This window comes from Lysinibacillus sp. C5.1 (assembly GCF_016350185.1).
GTDB classification, from domain to species: domain Bacteria; phylum Bacillota; class Bacilli; order Bacillales_A; family Planococcaceae; genus Lysinibacillus; species Lysinibacillus sphaericus.
Genome location: NZ_CP066226.1, coordinates 1,104,308 through 1,122,951 on the forward strand (window position 1 = coordinate 1,104,308; position 18,644 = coordinate 1,122,951).

Annotated in this window: 20 protein-coding genes; 16 read left to right on the forward strand and 4 right to left on the reverse strand. The window is 38.9% G+C overall.

What is annotated here, in order from left to right; genetic code table 11:
• Positions 1 to 166: 166 nt before the first annotated feature.
• The 10 genes from rnpM (at position 167) to I5435_RS05100 (ending at position 9,888) form a co-directional block, all read left to right on the forward strand.
• Positions 167 to 445 (forward strand): RNase P modulator RnpM, encoded by a 279-nt coding sequence (rnpM, locus tag I5435_RS05055; protein ID WP_024361994.1) that lies wholly within the window; start codon positions 167 to 169, stop codon positions 443 to 445.
• Positions 442 to 750 (forward strand): YlxQ family RNA-binding protein, encoded by a 309-nt coding sequence (locus I5435_RS05060; RefSeq protein WP_024361993.1) that lies wholly within the window; start codon positions 442 to 444, stop codon positions 748 to 750. The genes rnpM and I5435_RS05060 overlap by 4 nt, the downstream gene beginning before the upstream one ends.
• 14 nt (positions 751 to 764) lie before the next feature.
• The gene (infB, locus tag I5435_RS05065; RefSeq protein ID WP_025218810.1) at positions 765 to 3,050 is read left to right on the forward strand and encodes a translation initiation factor IF-2; all 2,286 of its coding nucleotides are present in this window, start codon (positions 765 to 767) and stop codon (positions 3,048 to 3,050) included.
• Positions 3,050 to 3,328: a DUF503 domain-containing protein gene (locus I5435_RS05070; RefSeq protein ID WP_024361991.1), complete on the forward strand. Its 279-nt coding sequence runs from the start codon at positions 3,050 to 3,052 to the stop codon at positions 3,326 to 3,328. Before infB ends, I5435_RS05070 begins: the two co-directional genes overlap by 1 nt.
• Positions 3,329 to 3,459: 131 nt before the next feature.
• On the forward strand, positions 3,460 to 3,801 hold the full coding sequence (rbfA, locus tag I5435_RS05075) for a 30S ribosome-binding factor RbfA (RefSeq protein WP_024361990.1): 342 nt from the start codon (positions 3,460 to 3,462) through the stop codon (positions 3,799 to 3,801).
• A gap of 77 nt (positions 3,802 to 3,878) precedes the next feature.
• Positions 3,879 to 4,790: a tRNA pseudouridine(55) synthase TruB gene (truB, locus tag I5435_RS05080; RefSeq protein WP_229388778.1), complete on the forward strand. Its 912-nt coding sequence runs from the start codon at positions 3,879 to 3,881 to the stop codon at positions 4,788 to 4,790.
• A gap of 13 nt (positions 4,791 to 4,803) precedes the next feature.
• Positions 4,804 to 5,754: a riboflavin biosynthesis protein RibF gene (gene ribF, locus I5435_RS05085; protein WP_024361988.1), complete on the forward strand. Its 951-nt coding sequence runs from the start codon at positions 4,804 to 4,806 to the stop codon at positions 5,752 to 5,754.
• Between the two features lie 170 nt (positions 5,755 to 5,924).
• Positions 5,925 to 6,194 carry a 30S ribosomal protein S15 gene (gene rpsO, locus I5435_RS05090; protein WP_008178982.1) on the forward strand — a complete coding sequence of 90 codons (270 nt, stop codon included), beginning with the start codon at positions 5,925 to 5,927 and terminating at the stop codon, positions 6,192 to 6,194.
• Between the two features lie 282 nt (positions 6,195 to 6,476).
• Positions 6,477 to 8,591: a polyribonucleotide nucleotidyltransferase gene (gene pnp / locus I5435_RS05095; protein WP_024361987.1), complete on the forward strand. Its 2,115-nt coding sequence runs from the start codon at positions 6,477 to 6,479 to the stop codon at positions 8,589 to 8,591.
• Between the two features lie 73 nt (positions 8,592 to 8,664).
• Positions 8,665 to 9,888: a M16 family metallopeptidase gene (locus I5435_RS05100; protein WP_337983332.1), complete on the forward strand. Its 1,224-nt coding sequence runs from the start codon at positions 8,665 to 8,667 to the stop codon at positions 9,886 to 9,888.
• Between the two features lie 220 nt (positions 9,889 to 10,108).
• Here I5435_RS05100 and I5435_RS05105 read toward each other — a convergent pair whose 3' ends face one another.
• From I5435_RS05105 to I5435_RS05120, 4 genes are read right to left on the reverse strand one after another with little or no spacing between them, the layout of a single operon-like run.
• A complete protein-coding gene (locus tag I5435_RS05105) occupies positions 10,109 to 10,723 on the reverse strand; it encodes an ABC-2 transporter permease (RefSeq protein WP_337983333.1) in 615 nt (204 codons plus the stop codon).
• 16 nt (positions 10,724 to 10,739) lie between these two features.
• The gene (locus I5435_RS05110) at positions 10,740 to 11,366 is read right to left on the reverse strand and encodes an ABC-2 transporter permease (RefSeq protein WP_337983334.1); all 627 of its coding nucleotides are present in this window, start codon (positions 11,364 to 11,366) and stop codon (positions 10,740 to 10,742) included.
• Positions 11,363 to 12,211, reverse strand: coding sequence for an ABC transporter ATP-binding protein (locus I5435_RS05115; protein WP_025218814.1), 849 nt, complete (start codon positions 12,209 to 12,211; stop codon positions 11,363 to 11,365). Before I5435_RS05115 ends, I5435_RS05110 begins: the two co-directional genes overlap by 4 nt.
• Entirely contained in the window at positions 12,212 to 12,589 is a 378-nt protein-coding gene (locus tag I5435_RS05120) for a GntR family transcriptional regulator (RefSeq protein ID WP_024361982.1), read from the reverse strand.
• A 145-nt stretch (positions 12,590 to 12,734) separates the two neighbouring features.
• On the opposite strand from I5435_RS05120, the gene I5435_RS05125 reads away from it, so the two are divergent.
• The 6 genes from I5435_RS05125 (at position 12,735) to I5435_RS05150 (ending at position 18,395) form a co-directional block, all read left to right on the forward strand.
• Positions 12,735 to 12,998, forward strand: a complete 264-nt coding sequence (locus I5435_RS05125; protein ID WP_024361981.1) for a YlmC/YmxH family sporulation protein — start codon at positions 12,735 to 12,737, stop codon at positions 12,996 to 12,998.
• 9 nt (positions 12,999 to 13,007) lie between these two features.
• The gene (locus I5435_RS05130) at positions 13,008 to 13,787 is read left to right on the forward strand and encodes a dipicolinate synthase (RefSeq protein ID WP_024361980.1); all 780 of its coding nucleotides are present in this window, start codon (positions 13,008 to 13,010) and stop codon (positions 13,785 to 13,787) included.
• Complete coding sequence (locus tag I5435_RS05135; RefSeq protein ID WP_024361979.1) at positions 13,781 to 14,371, forward strand: dipicolinate synthase subunit B; 591 nt, start codon at positions 13,781 to 13,783, stop codon at positions 14,369 to 14,371. The genes I5435_RS05130 and I5435_RS05135 overlap by 7 nt, the downstream gene beginning before the upstream one ends.
• Positions 14,372 to 14,453: 82 nt before the next feature.
• A complete protein-coding gene (locus tag I5435_RS05140) occupies positions 14,454 to 15,491 on the forward strand; it encodes an aspartate-semialdehyde dehydrogenase (RefSeq protein ID WP_024361978.1) in 1,038 nt (345 codons plus the stop codon).
• Positions 15,492 to 15,504: 13 nt separating this feature from the next.
• Positions 15,505 to 16,404 (forward strand): 4-hydroxy-tetrahydrodipicolinate synthase, encoded by a 900-nt coding sequence (gene dapA / locus I5435_RS05145; RefSeq protein WP_024361977.1) that lies wholly within the window; start codon positions 15,505 to 15,507, stop codon positions 16,402 to 16,404.
• Between the two features lie 323 nt (positions 16,405 to 16,727).
• Positions 16,728 to 18,395 (forward strand): ribonuclease J, encoded by a 1,668-nt coding sequence (locus tag I5435_RS05150; RefSeq protein ID WP_024361976.1) that lies wholly within the window; start codon positions 16,728 to 16,730, stop codon positions 18,393 to 18,395.
• Positions 18,396 to 18,644 lie beyond the last annotated feature (249 nt).

Sequence of the window (18,644 nt, forward strand, 5' to 3'; positions counted from 1 at the left end):
GGGCGTCCTGGGCCGACTGAATAAAGCCAGGAACTGTGGCGAAGGTCCCTGAATGTTGAGAGGCGGGATTGTACTCCGCAATGTTCAAATCACAAAATTCTACCTTTGCGTTTTGGTTATGGCTGGTCCACCTCTTACGAAGCTTCAGAGAGGAAAGGTGATTCTTATGGCGGTTAATAAAAAAGTACCACTTCGAAAATGTGTAGCTACTGGAGAAATGCTACCAAAAAAAGCAATGATTCGTGTTGTACGCTCGAAAGAGGGCGAGGTTAGCGTAGATGTTTCAGGGAAAAAGCCTGGACGAGGCGCTTATGTTTCAAAGTCTGAACAGGCGGTTGACATCGCGCGTAAGAAAAATGTTTTAGGGCACCAACTTGATGCAAAAATTCCTGAAGAGATATACGAAGAGCTATTGTTGCTCATTCGTAGGGAGGCTATTTTATGACCAATCAAGCAGTGTTTAATTTGCTTGGTATAGCTGCAAGAGCTCGTAAAGTTATTTCAGGAGAAGAGTTAGTAGTAAAGGAAGTCCGCAATGGTAATGCTAAGCTTGTACTGCTTGCAAACGACGCTTCTAAAAACTCTAGTAAAAAAATTCAAGATAAATGCACTTATTACAACGTTGAGTATCATGTAATTGGCGATCGTTATGATCTAGGACATGCTACAGGTAAGGAAGCCCGTGTGGCTTTAGCTATTACCGATAAAGGTTTTGCAAGTAAATTGTCTAGTCTACTCAACGAAAAATAATCGGGGGTGAGCAGATGACCAAAATCAGAGTTCATGAATATGCCAAACAAGTGAATAAATCGAGTAAAGAGGTTATTGAAGCGCTAAGTAAATTAAATGTGAGTGTAACGAACCATATGTCTATGTTGGAAAAAGATACTGTGGCAAAGTTAAATCAATCATTTAAAGCACCGACAGAGAAAAGAGAGGCAAGGCAAGCTACTCAAAATGTAACACAACGTTCGCAAGCGAATGGACAACAAAAACCACAGCAATCGGTGAAAAAGCAAGATGGACAAAAGCAGCAATCTGCTACATCGACGCCGAAAGCAAATCATTATAATACGCAACAAAACTCAAATTCGTCTAACGAAAAATCTAAGAATACTAAAGGTAATCAAAATAGAAATATGACACAAAATAATAATAATAACAATAATAATAATAATCGCAGAGGCGGTGGTGGATACAACCAACGTCCAAAACCAGGAATCCACGGTGGTAAACGCCGTCATCCAAAAACGCATCAACCAACATTACCAATCAAACAAAAAGAACTACCAGAAAAAATTACTTTTGTTGAGTCGCTTTCAGTAGCTGAATTAGCAAAAAAATTATATCGTGAACCTTCTGAAATCATTAAAAAATTATTTATGCTTGGCGTAATGGCAACAATTAACCAAGAATTAGATAAGGATGCAATTGAATTAATTTGCGCAGACTACGGTGTAGAAGTTGAAGAAGAAATCCGTGTAGATATTACGGATTTAGAAACTCACTTCGAGCAAACAGAAGAAGTCAATGAAGCTGAATTATCAGAACGTCCACCTGTAGTAACAATTATGGGTCACGTTGACCACGGTAAAACGACTTTACTTGACTCAATTCGTCATACAAAAGTGACAGCTGGAGAAGCTGGTGGTATTACACAGCATATCGGGGCTTACCAAGTAACAGAAGGCGACAAAAAGATTACGTTCCTTGATACACCAGGGCACGCTGCATTTACAACAATGCGTGCGCGCGGTGCAAAAGTAACGGACTTAACAATTCTAGTAGTAGCAGCTGACGACGGTGTGATGCCTCAAACAGTTGAAGCCATTAACCATGCAAAAGCTGCAGAAGTGCCAATTATTGTTGCTGTCAACAAAATGGATAAACCTTCAGCAAACCCTGATCGTGTAATGCAAGAATTAACTGAGCATGGTTTAGTACCTGAAGCTTGGGGTGGCGATACGATTTTCGTGCCAATTTCAGCATTAAAAGGTGAAGGTATTGATACATTGCTAGAAATGGTATTACTTGTTGCCGAAGTGGGAGAGCTAAAAGCAAATCCAGATCGTTTAGCACTTGGTACTGTAATTGAAGCACAGCTTGATAAAGGCCGTGGTTCTGTTGCAACACTATTAGTACAAGACGGTACATTAAAAGTTGGTGATCCAATCGTAGTTGGTCACGCTTATGGCCGTGTTCGTGCAATGGTTAACGATAAAGGGCGTCGCGTAAAAGAAGCTGGTCCATCTACACCAGTCGAAATTACAGGTTTAAACGATGTACCGCAAGCTGGGGACCGCTTCGTTGTCTTCGAAGACGAAAAAACAGCTCGTCAAGTTGGGGAAACTCGTGCAATGACAGCTATTCAAGCACAACGTTCTGAAAAACAACGTGTCACGCTTGATAACTTATTTGAACAAATGAGTCAAGGTGAAATGAAAGAGTTAAACTTAATCGTTAAAGCTGACGTTCAAGGTACTGTAGAAGCAATGGCTGCTTCATTAATGAAAATTGATGTAGAAGGCGTAAATGTGAAAATTATTCATACTGGCGCTGGCGCAATTACAGAATCAGATATTTCTCTTGCCGCAGCATCGAATGCAATCGTAATTGGTTTCAACGTACGACCAGATACAAATGCAAAACGTGCAGCAGAGGAAGAAGGCGTAGATATTCGTCTACACCGCGTTATTTATAAAGTAATTGAAGAAATCGAGCAAGCGATGAAAGGTATGCTAGACCCAGAATTTGAAGAAAAAATCATCGGTCAAGCGGAAGTTCGTCAAACAATTAAAGTATCTAAAGTTGGTACAATCGCAGGTTCTTACGTAACAGAAGGTAAAGTAACACGTGATTCTGGTGTCCGTGTAATTCGTGACAACGTGGTAATCTTCGAAGGCGAATTAGATACATTAAAACGTTTCAAAGATGAAGTAAAAGAAGTAGCAAGAGGATACGAATGTGGTATTACGATTACAAACTTCAATGACATTAAAGAAGGCGACATCATTGAAGCCTACATTATGGAAGAAGTTAAACGTGCATAATGATTGTATACGTTGAGGTAGAATTTATTATCCAAACTGCCCATTCGTTAAAGGAAAAACGCGCTGTATTACAGCGTATGATTACGCGCACAAAACAGAAGTTTAATGTATCCATTGCCGAAATTGACCATCAAAATGTATGGCAGCGTACGAAATTAGCGCTTGTTGCTGTTTCTTCCTCGAAGGACGCAGCAGAGCGTGAAATCAATCACGCCCTTCATTATTTGCAGTCAAATCCGTCTTGGGAACAACTTAATGTGTGGCGAGACTATTTATAAGCAGCAAAGGTTATTTGTAAGATTTAGGATGGTTATTGTCAATGAAAGTGTTAGGTTTGTTTAAAACCTTTTATTGACATAGTCATTCGCTTAACGCAAATAGCTGAACATCGAAATAGAGGTGACTAATTATGTCTCTACGCTCAAACCGTGTTGCTGAGCAAATGAAAAAAGAGCTTGGTGATATTATTGGCCGTAAAATTAAAGATCCGCGTGTTGGCTTCGTTACTGTTACTGGTGTAGATGTAACAGGTGATTTACAACAAGCGACAATTTATATTACATCATTAGGCAATGAACGTGAACGTGAGGAAACGCTAAAAGCTTTAGTAAAAGCTGCTGGTTTTATCCGTTCTGAAATCGGTTCTCGTATTCGTTTACGTCGAACACCAGAATTAATCTTTGAATTTGACTCATCGATTGAGTATGGTAACCGTATTGATTCATTACTACGTGGTTTACACAAAGAATAACAACAGTAAAAGTCTGCCACATGCATCTTCATGCAGGCAGGCTTTTTTCATGTGATGGTACTAAAAGGGGGATTTAGATGAACGGTATTTTACCGCTTTGGAAAGAACGTGGCATGACGAGTCATGATTGCGTCTTTAAATTACGAAAAATATTGCGAACAAAAAAAGTTGGCCATACGGGCACTTTAGATCCAGGAGTAGAAGGGGTTCTGCCCATCTGTATCGGACAGGCAACACGTATTGCCGAATATTTAACGGATGCAGGGAAGACCTATGAGGCAGTTATTTCCATTGGGCGAACAACGACGACTGAAGATGCAGAAGGGGAAACGGTTAAGGAAGATACTACAAATAAGGCGTTTACGCGTGCCGAGTTGCTGGATGTCTTAGCTTCCTTAACGGGTGTTATTAATCAGACACCACCGATGTTTTCAGCTGTTAAAGTCAATGGGAAACGGCTATATGAATATGCTCGTAAAGGCGAAACGGTGGAAAGACCGACAAGACAGGTGACCATTTATGCGTTAGAGTTACTTGATGATAAGGAAATTTACGAAGGGCATGAAATTACATTCCCTGTAAGGATTTCATGTAGCAAAGGCACATATATTCGTACATTAGCTGTACAAATTGGTGAAGCGCTAGGCTATCCTGCACATATGCAAGAGCTTGTACGAACTGCGTCTGGCACATTTACACAAGACAATTGTTTTACACTAGCACAAGTTGCCGAACTAATGGAAAATGAACAAATTCATACATGTATTCTTCCAGTAGAATATGCATTATCAGACTATCCATATATTGAAATAACATCATCGATTGAAAAAGAAATTTTCAATGGACAAGTGCTCCCAGCAGATGCATTATTAAAGGTGCATGATAAAATTGTGTTTGGAATCAAAGGGAAAGCATTTGCGGTTTATCAAGCCCATCCAACAAAAGAAGGGCTGATGAAGCCACATAAAATGTTCCCAACGATAGAGTAGGAGGATTTTTTGTATGGAGGTCATTCATTTAAAATACCCACACCAATTACAACAGCGAGAAAGTATCCAGCCGTACTCATTGGCAATTGGCTTTTTTGATGGTGTACATATTGGACATCAGGCGGTTATTGAAGCGGCCAAGCAAGAGGGGGGCAAGCGACAAATCCCGACTGCCGTTATGACATTTGATCCGCATCCATCATTAGTGCTAGGCGGACGCAATGAAAAAGTATTTTATATTACATTACTACAGCAAAAATTGCAGCTGTTTGAAGAACTAGGTGTTGATACGGTATTTGTTGTACACTTCACATCAGACTTTGCGAAGCTGTCACCGGCTGCTTTTATTGATACCTTTATTCGAGGGTTAAATATTCAACATGTTACAGCAGGATTTGATTTTTCATTTGGTGCATTTGGGAAAGGCACGATGGAAGATATGCGTGTCTTAAGCAATGGCGAATATGGTGTAACGGTGGTCGATAAGAAAGCTGACTCGCTTGAGAAAATCAGCTCAACACGCATTCGTAAAGTATTACAAGAGGGCGATATGGAGGCTGCTCGTATGCTTCTAGGCCGTCCATTTGAAATAAAGGGTATTGTGGTGCATGGCGATAAACGTGGACGTACAATCGGCTTTCCTACTGCAAATGTACAAGCACTAGAGGGTACTTACATTCCAGCAAGTGGTGTGTATGCAGTACGACTGCTTGTACAAAATAATTGGTATGATGGTGTATGTAATGTAGGTTATAAACCAACATTTAAAGATCCAAACGACAAGCAATTATCTATCGAAGTACATATTTTAAACTTCGAGAAAAACATCTATGGGGAAGAAGTACATGTTGCTTGGTATAAACGTATTCGAAGCGAGCGGAAGTTTGACGGAATTGAAGCGCTAAAAATGCAAATAGAGAAAGATAAGCAAGAGGCTATACAATTTTTCCATGTTATGAAATAGCGCTGTCCACAGCATCACATGGCATGAGCTATGTTATTACTTGCTTGCCCCATTGTTTTATGGTAACATTCATAAGTGCATAAAGTGCTTAACCTTAGCTCGGTATACCGATGACTCCAACGTTTACTGTGCTAATGGGGATTTAACAATTATTTAGGAGGTCAATACAAATGGCTATTACAAAAGAACGTAAAAACGAAATTATCGCTGAGTACCGTACTCACGAAAGTGACACTGGTTCTCCAGAAGTACAAGTTGCAGTTTTAACAGCTGAAATCAACGCTTTAAACACTCACTTACGTACACACAAAAAAGATTTCCACTCTGAGCGTGGTCTTCTTAAAATGGTAGGTCGTCGTCGTCACTTACTTAAATATCTTCGTGAAACTGACGTTCAACGTTACCGTGAACTAATCAATCGTTTAGGCTTACGTCGCTAATTGACAATCGAAAAGCGGGATTATTCCCGCTTTTTCTTTATGTTTATAAACTTTCTAGCTAACGACGAATCGCAACAAGATAAGTAAAAATATAAGATGAAAACAAGCAAAAACGCCATTCCAACCAAATAAAGCAATAAATCCTAAATAAATTGGCAATAACTGAATTTAAATGTATGATTATTTCATGAAATATTTAGCATAGAACAAGCATTTTTGGTACACTTACTATTAGTACATACAGACGAGTAAGTGTTTTTATAATAGAGAGGGGTTCATTGAATGAACGAAAAGAAAGTCTATTCCTACGAATGGGCTGGCCGTCCACTTGTAATTGAAGTAGGACAGTTAGCAAAACAAGCAAATGGAGCAGCATTAGTACGCTACGGTGATACTTCTGTACTTGCAACAGCAACAATGTCAAAATCACCCAAACCACTTGATTTCTTCCCATTAACAGTAAACTACGAAGAACGTTTATATGCAGCAGGTAAAATTCCTGGCGGCTTTATTAAACGTGAAGGACGCCCATCTGAAAAAGCAATTCTAGCAAGCCGTTTAATTGACCGTCCAATTCGTCCGATGTTCCCAGACGGTTTCCGTAATGAAGTACAAGTTATTTCTATGGTTATGTCTAATGACCCTGATTGCACATCTGAAATGGCAGCAATGGTAGGTTCATCATTAGCATTAGCAATTTCTGATATTCCATTCGATGGACCAATTGCCGGTGTACAAGTTGGTTATATTGACGGTGAATTCATCGTGAACCCAACTGTTGAGCAAGCGAACATGTCAACAATCCATTTATCTGTAGCGGGTAACAAGGATGCTATAAACATGGTTGAAGCGGGCGCTTTAGAAGTGCCTGAAGAAGTAATGTTAGAAGCAATTATGTTCGGTCATGAAGAAATTAAAAAAATAATTGCTTTCCAAGAACAAATTGTTGCTGAAGTAGGGAAAGAAAAATTACCTGTCACATTATTTGAAATTGATGAAGCGATTCAAGCAGATATTAAAGCAGCTTGTGAAACTGATATGCATGACGCTATTCAAACAGCTGAAAAGCATGCACGTGATGAAGCAATCACTGCGGTGAAAGATCGTATCATTGCTTCTTATGAAGAGCAAGAAGCCGATGAAACAACAATGAAACAAGTGCATACTATTTTAGATAAAATGGTAAAAGACGAAGTACGTCGTCAAATTACAGAAGATAAAATCCGTCCAGATGGTCGTAAGTTGGATGAAATTCGTCCACTTTCTTCTGAAACAGGGCTATTACAACGTACGCACGGTTCAGCATTATTTACTCGTGGACAAACTCAAGCCTTATCAATTTGTACATTAGGTGCACTTGGTGATGTTCAAATTATTGACGGCTTAGGTGTTGAGGAATCTAAACGCTTTATGCATCACTACAATTTCCCACAATTCTCTGTAGGGGAAACTGGCCCAATTCGTGGACCAGGTCGTCGTGAAATCGGTCACGGTGCTCTAGGTGAGCGTGCACTAGAAGCAGTCATTCCTGATGAATCTGTATTCCCATACACAATCCGTTGTGTATCAGAAGTACTTGAATCGAACGGTTCAACATCACAAGCATCAATTTGTGCTTCTACATTAGCTATGATGGATGCTGGTGTTCCGTTAAAAGCACCTGTTGCAGGTATCGCGATGGGGCTGATTAAAAAAGGCGAGCATTATTCCATTTTAACAGATATCCAAGGTATGGAAGACCATCTTGGCGATATGGACTTTAAAGTAGCAGGTACGGCTAAAGGCGTAACAGCACTTCAAATGGATATTAAAATTGACGGTCTATCACGTAATATTTTAGAAGAAGCATTGACTCAAGCTAAAATTGGCCGTATGCATATTTTAGAATCAATGCTTGCAACATTGGCTCAACCACGTGAAAAATTATCTGCTTATGCACCAAAAATTGTGATTGTACGTATCAATCCAGATAAAATCCGCGATGTTATTGGACCAGGCGGTAAGCAAATTAATAAAATTATTGAAGAAACTGGCGTAAAAATTGATACAGAACAAGATGGTACAATTTACATCTCTTCAGCAGACGAAGAAATGAACGCTCGTGCAAAACAAATTATCGAAGACATCGTACGTGAAGCAAAAGTGGGCGAATACTACTTATCCACTGTAAAACGTATCGAAAAATTCGGTGCATTCTGTGAAATCTTCCCAGGGAAAGATGGCTTATTACACATCTCTGAAATTCAAGAGGAACGTACAAAGCAAGTGGAAGATGTGTTAAAACTAGGCGATCAATTACTTGTAAAAGTAATTGAAATCGACAAACAAGGTCGTGTGAATTTATCTCGTAAAGTGGTTATTCAAGAAGAAAAAGAACGCGCAGAACAAGGTAAATAATTTGATAAAAAAAGGCTGCGTATGATGCGCAGCCTTTTTTAAATAAAACGGATGTATAAGAGGAGGAAAATATTTGGTACAAGTACATACATGTCAAAACGGTGTGCGTATTGTGTCAGAGCAAATTGATCATGTTAGATCTGTTGCACTTGGCATATTTGTCAATGCTGGTTCACGCTATGAATTACCAGAGGAAAATGGGATTACGCACTTTATCGAGCATATGCTTTTTAAAGGTACAACAACGCGAAGTGCCCGCCAAATCGCTGAAGAGTTTGACCGTATTGGAGGCGAATTAAATGCCTTTACTTCAAAAGAAAATACTTGCTACTATGCGAAAGTTTTAGACCATCATGCAGAGCTGGCTATTTCCATCCTAGCAGATATGTTCTTTCATTCGACATTTGCAGAAGAGGAATTAGAAAAGGAACGTCAAGTCGTATTAGAGGAAATATTAATGAGTGAGGATGCTCCAGATGATGATGTGCATGAAAAGCTTTGGGAAGTCATGTATCCAAATGATGCCCTAGGTCGCCCGATTTTAGGGACCGCCGCTACGTTAAAAACATTTACAGCAGATATGATTCGCAATTATATGGCGAAACATTATGGACCAGAATCAATTGTTATTTCTGTGGCAGGCAATATTTCTCCAACCCTATTAACTACAATTGAAGATTTATTCGGACGTTACGAAGCATCACCACTTGCTGTTGTACCTGTCCTAACAAATCCTCAGTTCCATCCAGGAGAAATAACGAAAACGCGAGATACGGAGCAGTCGCATTTAGCCCTTTCTTACCCAGCTATTGGCGTCAAAGATCCGGATATGTATAGCTTTATTGCGTTAAATAATATTATTGGTGGCAATATGAGTTCTCGACTATTTCAAGAAGTACGTGAAGAGCGTGGCTTAGCATATACAATTTTCTCCTACCAATCTTGCTACGCAGATGTTGGGGCATTTACAATTTACGGCAGTGCAAGTCGTCAACAACTATCGCAATTGCAACATACTATTGATGCCACATTACTTGATATCGTAGCGGGGGGCGTGACGGAGGAAGAGTTAGATAATGCCAAGGAACAGTTAAAAGGAAGCTTTGTGCTTGGCCTTGAAGGAACAGGCGCACGCATGAACCGAAATGGTACTAGTGAATTAGTGCACCGAAGACATCGGTCAGTAGATGAAGTACTAGCGTCCATCGATGCGGTAACGATGGAGTCTGTAGATCGTCTTATCTCGAAAATATTAAAAGCTGAGCCAGCGATTTCCATCATCGGACCTGAAGCTTAACATAAAGCGGATCACGCTAATATAAAAAGTGCGAGGCATCCAACGATTCAAATGTTGGATGCCTTTTCTTGCGAAAAACTGACACTTAAGAGGGATTGTCGCCACAAGTGTGAGAGATATGTTCCCAAAAGCGAGCAAATGGAATGGAATTGGGACTCAATTAAATTTGAGCAAAGCTCCATCACGATACTTATGATGAGGCTTTGCATATTGCGGAGCATTAAAAAATCTCTTTTGCTGTATAGAGCACATGGCATTTTCGAAAAACGACAACACTAATAACGGCGCTAAGGACTGTTGGTATTAATATAATGGACAAATTGGCGGCTACCATTGCTAAGTAATAATGAATTGGAAAATTAATAAAAAAAATAGCTATTATATAAATGAACATTTTAAAGGAACGCGTCCCTTTAGTTTCCGCTAAATGATGTAAATAAAACTGTGTACAAATAAGCAAAATCGCACAGCTAATATTAGCGAAATAAATAGCGAAATGCTCGAAACGATTACTTTGTTCGTAAAACGATGAAAAGTAAATAGGAGCAGATGTGATAAAAAGTAATGCAATAAAGCTGTAGCAATAGAGATAATCCGCTAGTAACTGCGTTTTTTTAGTTAAAGGAAGACTGTTTACAAAGAGTTCCCACTTCACTTTATGATCTTGCGTATACATGCTTTGAACTATCGTTGCAGATAAAATTAACGCAAACATGGCGATAGAAGCGTTACTAAAATAACGGAAGTTGATTAAAGTTATAAATAAGCTAATGATAATCACTATAAAAATATGCCCCTTTTGCATGGACAATCTATGCCATAATAAAGCTTTCATGGTGCACAACCCCCTTCTAAAAATCCTTGCGTTTATAGATTGCTGTTGCAATTAGAGAAGATAACCATAAAATAAATAGCCCAATAAATGGTGCTAAATAGCTGAACTGTTGTAGCTTAGAAATCGTAATCACAACATCTGCAAAATACTCCTCTAACAGCCCAATGAGTAAACCAGGAATAAAGCATAAAACAATTAGAACGATTCGACCTTTTATAGAACCGTATTTGATATAAATCGGTAAGATTAAAGCAAGCAAACAAAATGCCGCCCCAATTAGAAGATTGAATGTAAGGAAAAAATTAGTGGTTCCCCAATCGTTTGTAAAATGATTCATGATAAAAACTACAGGTAATGCAATAATCAGACCAATTAACATTAACACAAGGCTAAGCATGTATTTACTAAGGACAATTTCGCTCTTGCTAATGGGTAAGGTATTGACATATTTGTCCCAGCTGCAAAGTTCATCGTAGGTAAGGGCAGTAATAGCCTGAATAACAAGAATAAATAATATAAAGGAAAAAATAATTGATCCTTGCCCCATTAGTATGGAAAAAAGCAGCATGGGGATAAGTATAAAAGCTTGTGTCTTTAGCTGACGCTGTATCGTCATTAAATCTTTTACTACAAGAGCAGTCATGGCTGAACACTACCTTTCACGAAAAATAGCATGATATCCTCAATAGTCGGTCTTTCAACGGTAAATGCTTCGTTTATTTCATTTTTTAGCACAAGTACTTCAAGCCCGAAAGTACCATCGCGTTTTTGAATAATTGCTTGCTCAGGTAATTCGCTTATTTCCTCATTCGTCCCTTTAAAAATCCCGTAATCATATAGTAAGACATCCTTGCTTTCACTAAATAATATTTCACCGTTATGAATAAATGTAATATAGTCAGCTATCTTTTCTAAATCACTTGTTATATGTGATGAAAATAGTATGCTATGTGTTTCATCCTGCATAAACGCTAAAAATAAGTCGAGAATTTCATCACGTATAATTGGGTCTAATCCACTTGTTGGTTCATCTAAAATTAACAATTTTGGATGGTGCGACAATGCTAAAGCTATCGATAGCTTCATCCTCATTCCTCGAGACAACTCTTTTACCTTTTTTCGCTTAGGCACCTTAAATTGCGTCAATCGCTCAAAATAATAATTCGAATCCCATGTTTTAAACACCCTTTTCATAAATTTGTCGAGTTGCGTCGCATTCAGCGTTTCAGGTACATGCAGCTCGTCGAAAACGACACCGATGTCGTTTTTTATCGCAAGCTCATATTCGACAATATCTTTACCGAATAGCAAAATTTCGCCATATTCTTTTTTTAATAAATTAAGCATGCATTTTATGGTAGTGGATTTACCTGCACCGTTTTCACCAACAAAGCCCATTACTGTTCCTTGAGGTACTGAAAAACTAATATCTTTTAGTGAAAAGCCTTCAAAGCCTTTGTGTAAATCATGGATTTCAATGGCATTCATTTAGTTGTCCTCCTCTACAATTAATGAAAGTAAGTCTACTAACTCCTCTTTTACAAGTCCGGCGGTTTTAGCTATTCTGACGGCTTTTTGTAAATGCTCCTCTACTTGGCGCAATAACTCCTCCCGTAAAAAATCTTGGTTACGTTCAGTAACAAAGCTACCTTTTCCCGCTACCGTTTCAATAAAGCCGTCTCGCTCTAAATCTGCATATGCTCGTTTGGTTGTCATCACGCTAATTTTGAGATCCTTGGCGAGTGCACGTATAGAGGGTAGTGCATCGCCTGCGTGAAGTTTATTGGCTAAAATGGCTTCTTTTAGCTGAACAGTAATTTGTTCATAGATTGGTTTATCACTCGCATTGCTTAAATGGATACGCACTTATTTTCACCTCTTGATTATAACTGTATATACACACTATACACAGTATGTATGAAAGTTGCAACCTAGAAGTACTTTTGTATGGGGCACGAATTGCAAAAACTCGGCATATATTGGGTTAACGGCTCAAGGAGGGAGATGAGGCATGCTATTATCTGAAATGGTGGATAAAGAATTGATTCAAGTTGAAGGTGGTGTACATTTTGGCATACTGGCACACACAGAATGCCTATTAGATGTGCAGACAGGAAAGATACATGGATTTGAGATTATTAAAGAAAAAATGCCATTCCAAAAGAAGAAAGTAAAAGTTAGTGAAATGATTCCGTGGCATGAAATTATATTAATTGGAGAAGATCGTATTTTATTTAACAAAACGACGACAGTACAGTCTGAATTTTTACAGTGAGGTGAGCTTTTGGAAAACGAAAAATGGCTGGTAATCGGCGAGGACTCAAGATTAAAAGAATTAGCGACGATGTTGCGAAGTCCTTCACGTACAGTATTTTATAAAAGAACTTCAGTTTGGAATGAGGAGTTAAATAAACTTGTTTTAGAGTTCCAGCCTAATAAAATTGTTCTCCCTATACTTCCATTGAAGATAGAAGTGGAGCAATTGTATGGCATATCACAAGTGAAGTTTTATACGGGTCGATTAACGATGCATTGGAAGCAATTGCTAGAAAAAAATGACACGAATTGTTACTTGCAACAGGAGTCTTTTATTTGGCAAAATGCAAGGTTGACGGCGGAGGGATTTATCGCCACGTTTTACGGACTCGAGCAGAAATGTATTTACGGACAAAACTTTACGATCGCAGGCTTTGGTCGCATCGCCAAAATGCTCGCATCTTTACTCGTAAAGATGGGCGCTAATGTGCATATTGTTGCGCGTTCAGTGGTACAAGTGAGTGAAGCAAAAGCATATGGCTATAAAGCTTCGAATTTAGACGATCGAAAATGGTCCATACATGATGGGATTTTCATTAATACGATTCCAGCGAAGTGGATTACAGAATCGTTTCAGGATCATGTGCCAGCCGTGTTATATGATTTAGCTTCGGAGCCAGGCTGTTTAGATATTGATGCGGACCAATTGCAAACGTATGTACTATTGCCATCATTACCTGGGAAATACTTTGCACATGATGCGGCAGAAATTTTGTGCAAGGCAATAGAGGAGGAAGAAAATTGCTGACGGGTAAACGAATTGGTTTAGGCATTACGGCTTCACATTGTACGTATGAAGATGTTGTACCAAAGATTCAAAATTTTATTGATGCAGGGGCGACCGTTATCCCCATTATTACGCATTCAGTATTACATGCCGCAACACGTTTTGGAACAGGGGAAGAATGGATTGCGAAAATAGAGGCTTTGACAGGGGAAAAGGTTATTTCTTCTATAAAAGAAGCGGAACCATTTGGACCTTCCAATCCGTTGGATGCAATGGTCATAGCACCAATGACTGGCAATAGTATTAGTAAATTTGCCAATGCCGCGACGGATAGTCCTGTGCTCATGGCTGCAAAGGCAACTTTGCGAAATGGCTCCCCAGTCGTTCTAGGTATTTCTACAAATGATGCACTGGGCTTAAATGGCATCAATATTATGAAACTGCTCAATGCGAAAAACATTTACTTTATTCCATTTGGTCAGGATTCACCACATGGAAAACCCAATTCATTAATTGCTGATTTTGACCAAATGGTCGACACGGTTCATGCAGCAATTACGCAGAAAAAGCAATTACAACCACTGTTGATACAATATTTCAAATAAATCATTAATTGCACACAATTTTCAGTATTTTTATGATACAATAGCACACATTATGGAACTTGTATTCAAGGAGAGATGACAGATGACTAAGCAGTTAACAGTTGCGGTTGTAGGTGCAACAGGAGCAGTAGGTTCAAAAATGATGGAACAGCTAATTAAACGAAAATTTCCGATCGGACAGATTAAGTTTTTAGCTTCTGCACGTTCCGCAGGAAAACCAATCGAATTTAATGGTGAGACGTATACAATTGAAGAAGCGACACCTGAAGCTTTTGAAGGCGTCAATGTCGCTTTATTCTCTGCGGGTGGTTCTGTATCGGCAGTGCTTGCGCCAGAAGCGGCTAAACGCGGGGCAGTAGTCATTGACAATACGAGCCATTTCCGTATGGATCCAGAGGTGCCCCTAGTAGTACCTGAGGTGAATCGCGGCGATCTTGCTAAACATAAGGGGATTATCGCTAATCCGAACTGCTCAACAATCCAAATGGTTGCAGCGCTTGAACCAATCCGTGCAACATTTGGTTTAACAAAAGTATTGGTATCGACGTACCAAGCAGTTTCTGGTGCAGGGATTTCAGCAATTGAAGAACTAAAAGCACAAAGCGCAAACTGGGATGCAGGTAAAGATGTAGAAGCAAATATTTTACCGAGTGGTGGCGACAAACGTCATTTCCCAATTGCCCGTAATGTCATTCCACAAATTGATAAATTTACTGACAATGGCTTTACATATGAAGAAATGAAAATGATTAATGAAACGAAGAAAATTATGCATGCACCAGAGTTAAAAGTAGCTGCTACATGTGTACGTGTACCAGTTGTTTCAGGACACTCTGAATCTGTTTATATTGAAGTAGAAAAAGAGACAACAGTAGAAGGCATTTTCGAAGTATTACGAAATGCACCTGGAATTGTATTACAAGATGATATCGCAACACAAACTTACCCAATGCCGATTTACGCAGAAGGGGAAGATGCTACCTTTGTAGGACGTATCCGTCAAGACTTAGATAATAAAAAAGGATTCCACCTATGGATCGTATCAGATAATTTATTAAAAGGCGCTGCATTGAACTCTATTCAAATTGCAGAAGCAATGCTTGAGGATAACTTACTATAAGAGGGGTGTAAGGATGAATTTAGGTCGAATTGGAACGGCAATGATAACGCCGTTTAAAGAAGATGGTACGATTAATTATCCAGAACTAGAACGTATTATTAATCATTTAATTGATAATGGTACGGATTGCATTGTTGCATGTGGCACAACCTCTGAAAACCCAACTATGACCACAGAAGAAAAAATTGAAGTTGTACGATTTACAGTAGAAAAAGTAGCGGGCCGTGTACCGGTAATTGCAGGTACAGGGGACAATGAAACAGCCTATTCAATCGCGATGACACATAAGGCTGAGGAAAATGGTGCGGATGGCATTATGTTAGTAGCACCTTATTATAATAAGCCAAACCAACGAGGTATTTACGCGCACTTTGAGACGATTGCAAAAGAAACAAAGTTGCCTGTGATGCTTTATAATGTTCCAGGACGTACAGGTATAAATGTTGCCTACGAGACGTCTGTTGATTTAAGTAAAATTCCTAATATCTCATGGATTAAAGAGGCGAGCGGGAATTTAGATCAAATGGGCGATATTATTGAAAACGTTGAAGCGGCAGATGATTTTTTAGTTTATAGCGGGGATGACGGATTAACATTACCATTGTTAGCAATTGGTGGTGCTGGTGTCATTTCAGTTGCTTCACACGTTGTCGGAAATGATATGCAGTTAATGATCAGATTATTTGAAGAAGGGAAGCATGAACAGGCTGCAAAAATTCATCGAGCATTATTACCTTTAGTGCGTGCGCTATTTGCACAACCGAATCCTTCACCGATCAAATATGCGATGACAAAACTAGGCTTTGATACATTAAATGTTCGACTACCAATGGTGGAAATGACAGATGAAGAAAAAGCGAACTTCGACCAAATATGGGAAACGTACCAAGAAAAAGCTAAAAATTTTAGATAATAAGTGAAACTATAGATAAACTCGCCAATAAGAGTTTATCTATAGTTTTTTTATTGTTGCGGTGCCAGACACTCAAACAATTTCATAACAAGCTAGGTGAAAATTCAAGGTAGAATCCAGCGGGAACGCGCAGGTGTAAGCCGCAACAAACCGCGTGTTAGCGAGGAGTTTCGGCTTACAACGTGCCCGCGGAAAGCGTAGTGGATTTTTACGATAGAATTGTTTGGGTGACTGGCACTTAAAATAATTTGTGCAAAAGCCTTGCAAATCGTATAATGAAAATAAGTGGTTGCTGTTCGGGATATTTTTTAGGAGGAAACAAATTGACAAAAAAGAAAAATGAATTAATTCGCATCATTCCACTAGGTGGTGTGGGCGAAATCGGAAAAGCAATGTGCGTAGTAGAAATTGACGAAGAGCTATTTGTAGTAGATAGCGGTTTAATGTTCCCAGAAGACGAGATGTTGGGCATTGACATCGTAATACCTGATATTACGTATTTAGAAGAAAACAAAGAGCGTGTGAAAGGGATTTTCTTAACACATGGTCATGAGGATGCCATTGGGTCAATCGCTTATATTTTACAAAAAGTGAAAGCACCAGTGTATGGATCAAAATTAACGATTGCACTTGCCAAAGAACATTTAAAGGAATTACCTGCACCACATCAGGTGAAATTCTTTGAAGTAACAAATCGTAGCCGTATGAATTTCAACTCTACGTATGTGACATTCTTCCATACAACACATAGTATTCCCGATTCGTTAGGGGTTGTGTTCCATACTTCTGAAGGAGCGATTGTTCATACTGGAGAGTTTAAATTCGACCAATCGGCAACAGGTAAGTTTAAACCAGATTTAGCCAAAATGGCACAGTTAGGTGAAGAAGGCGTATTTATCTTACTATCGGAGTCTTGTGAAGCAGAGCGACCAGGCTATACGACATCTGAAATTGTGATTGAAGAGCAATTATCAAAAACATTCCATTCGGCACCAGGTCGTATTTTAGTAGCTGTCTATGCGTCTAATTTCATTCGTATTCAACAAGTCCTAACGCAAGCGCAAAAATCGTTCCGCAAAGTGGTTATTGTGGGGAAACCTTTAGAAAAAGCTGTTGATTTAGGTGTACAGTTAGGGTACTTAACGGTAGAAGAAGATACGATTATTCCAATCTCTGAGATGCAAAAATATCAAGAAGAAGAAATTATTATTATCACAACTGGTAATAGAGGCGAACCGTTAGATGCGTTAGAGAAAATTGTTCGTAAGCATCATCGAGACATTAAAATTAAACAAAATGATACAGTACTTATTACGTTTACGCCGTCTCCAGGGATGGAAGTGCAAATGGCCAATACGATGAACTCCATCGCAAAAGCTGGAGCTGAAATTTTGACATCGAGTAAAAATGTCCATGTATCAGGTCACGGTAGCCAAGAAGATTTAAAACTAATGTTGAACTTAATGCAGCCGAAATACTTTATTCCAGTTCAAGGGGAATATCGTATGCTGATTGCACACTCTAAGTTAGCACAACAGCTTGGTATGCAAAAATCACAAATTTTTATCGCTGATAAAGGTGATATTGTCGAATACAAAAATGGCAAAATGCGAATGAGTGGTCGTGTACAAGCTGGTAATGTATTAATAGACGGTATCGGTGTAGGCGATGTTGGAAATATTGTTTTACGTGATCGTAAATTACTTTCGCAAGATGGTATTTTCATTGTTGTTGTCACTTTAAACCGTGCACAAAAGAAAATTGCTTCAGGTCCCGAAATTTTATCGCGTGGTTTCGTCTATGTGCGTGAGTCAGAGCAACTGATGGTAGAAGCATCTGAAATTGCGAAAAACGTGATTGAAAAATATGTTGGGAAAGATACTTTCGAATGGACAAATATTAAACAAGAAATTCGTGATACATTAAATACTTATTTATTCCAAAAAACGAAGCGCCGCCCTATGATTATCCCAATCATAATGGAGTATTAAAATTTTAAAAGATTTCTTTAACGCATATTGCTAACGAGTGACGCCACATTTTGCTGCGTTACCGATTGAATGTCAAAAGTATGTAAATGTCTTACATGAAAATGTGACATGACATAGTCAAGCACTTATAAATAAGCTTGTTTTTTGATAGGAGTCGAAAGTAGAGCAAGCTTTGAAGAAGTAGCGAAGGAGGAAGGATTTTCTTGCCGATAAAACGGTGGAAAATCCTTTTTTTGAAATAATCGAGTT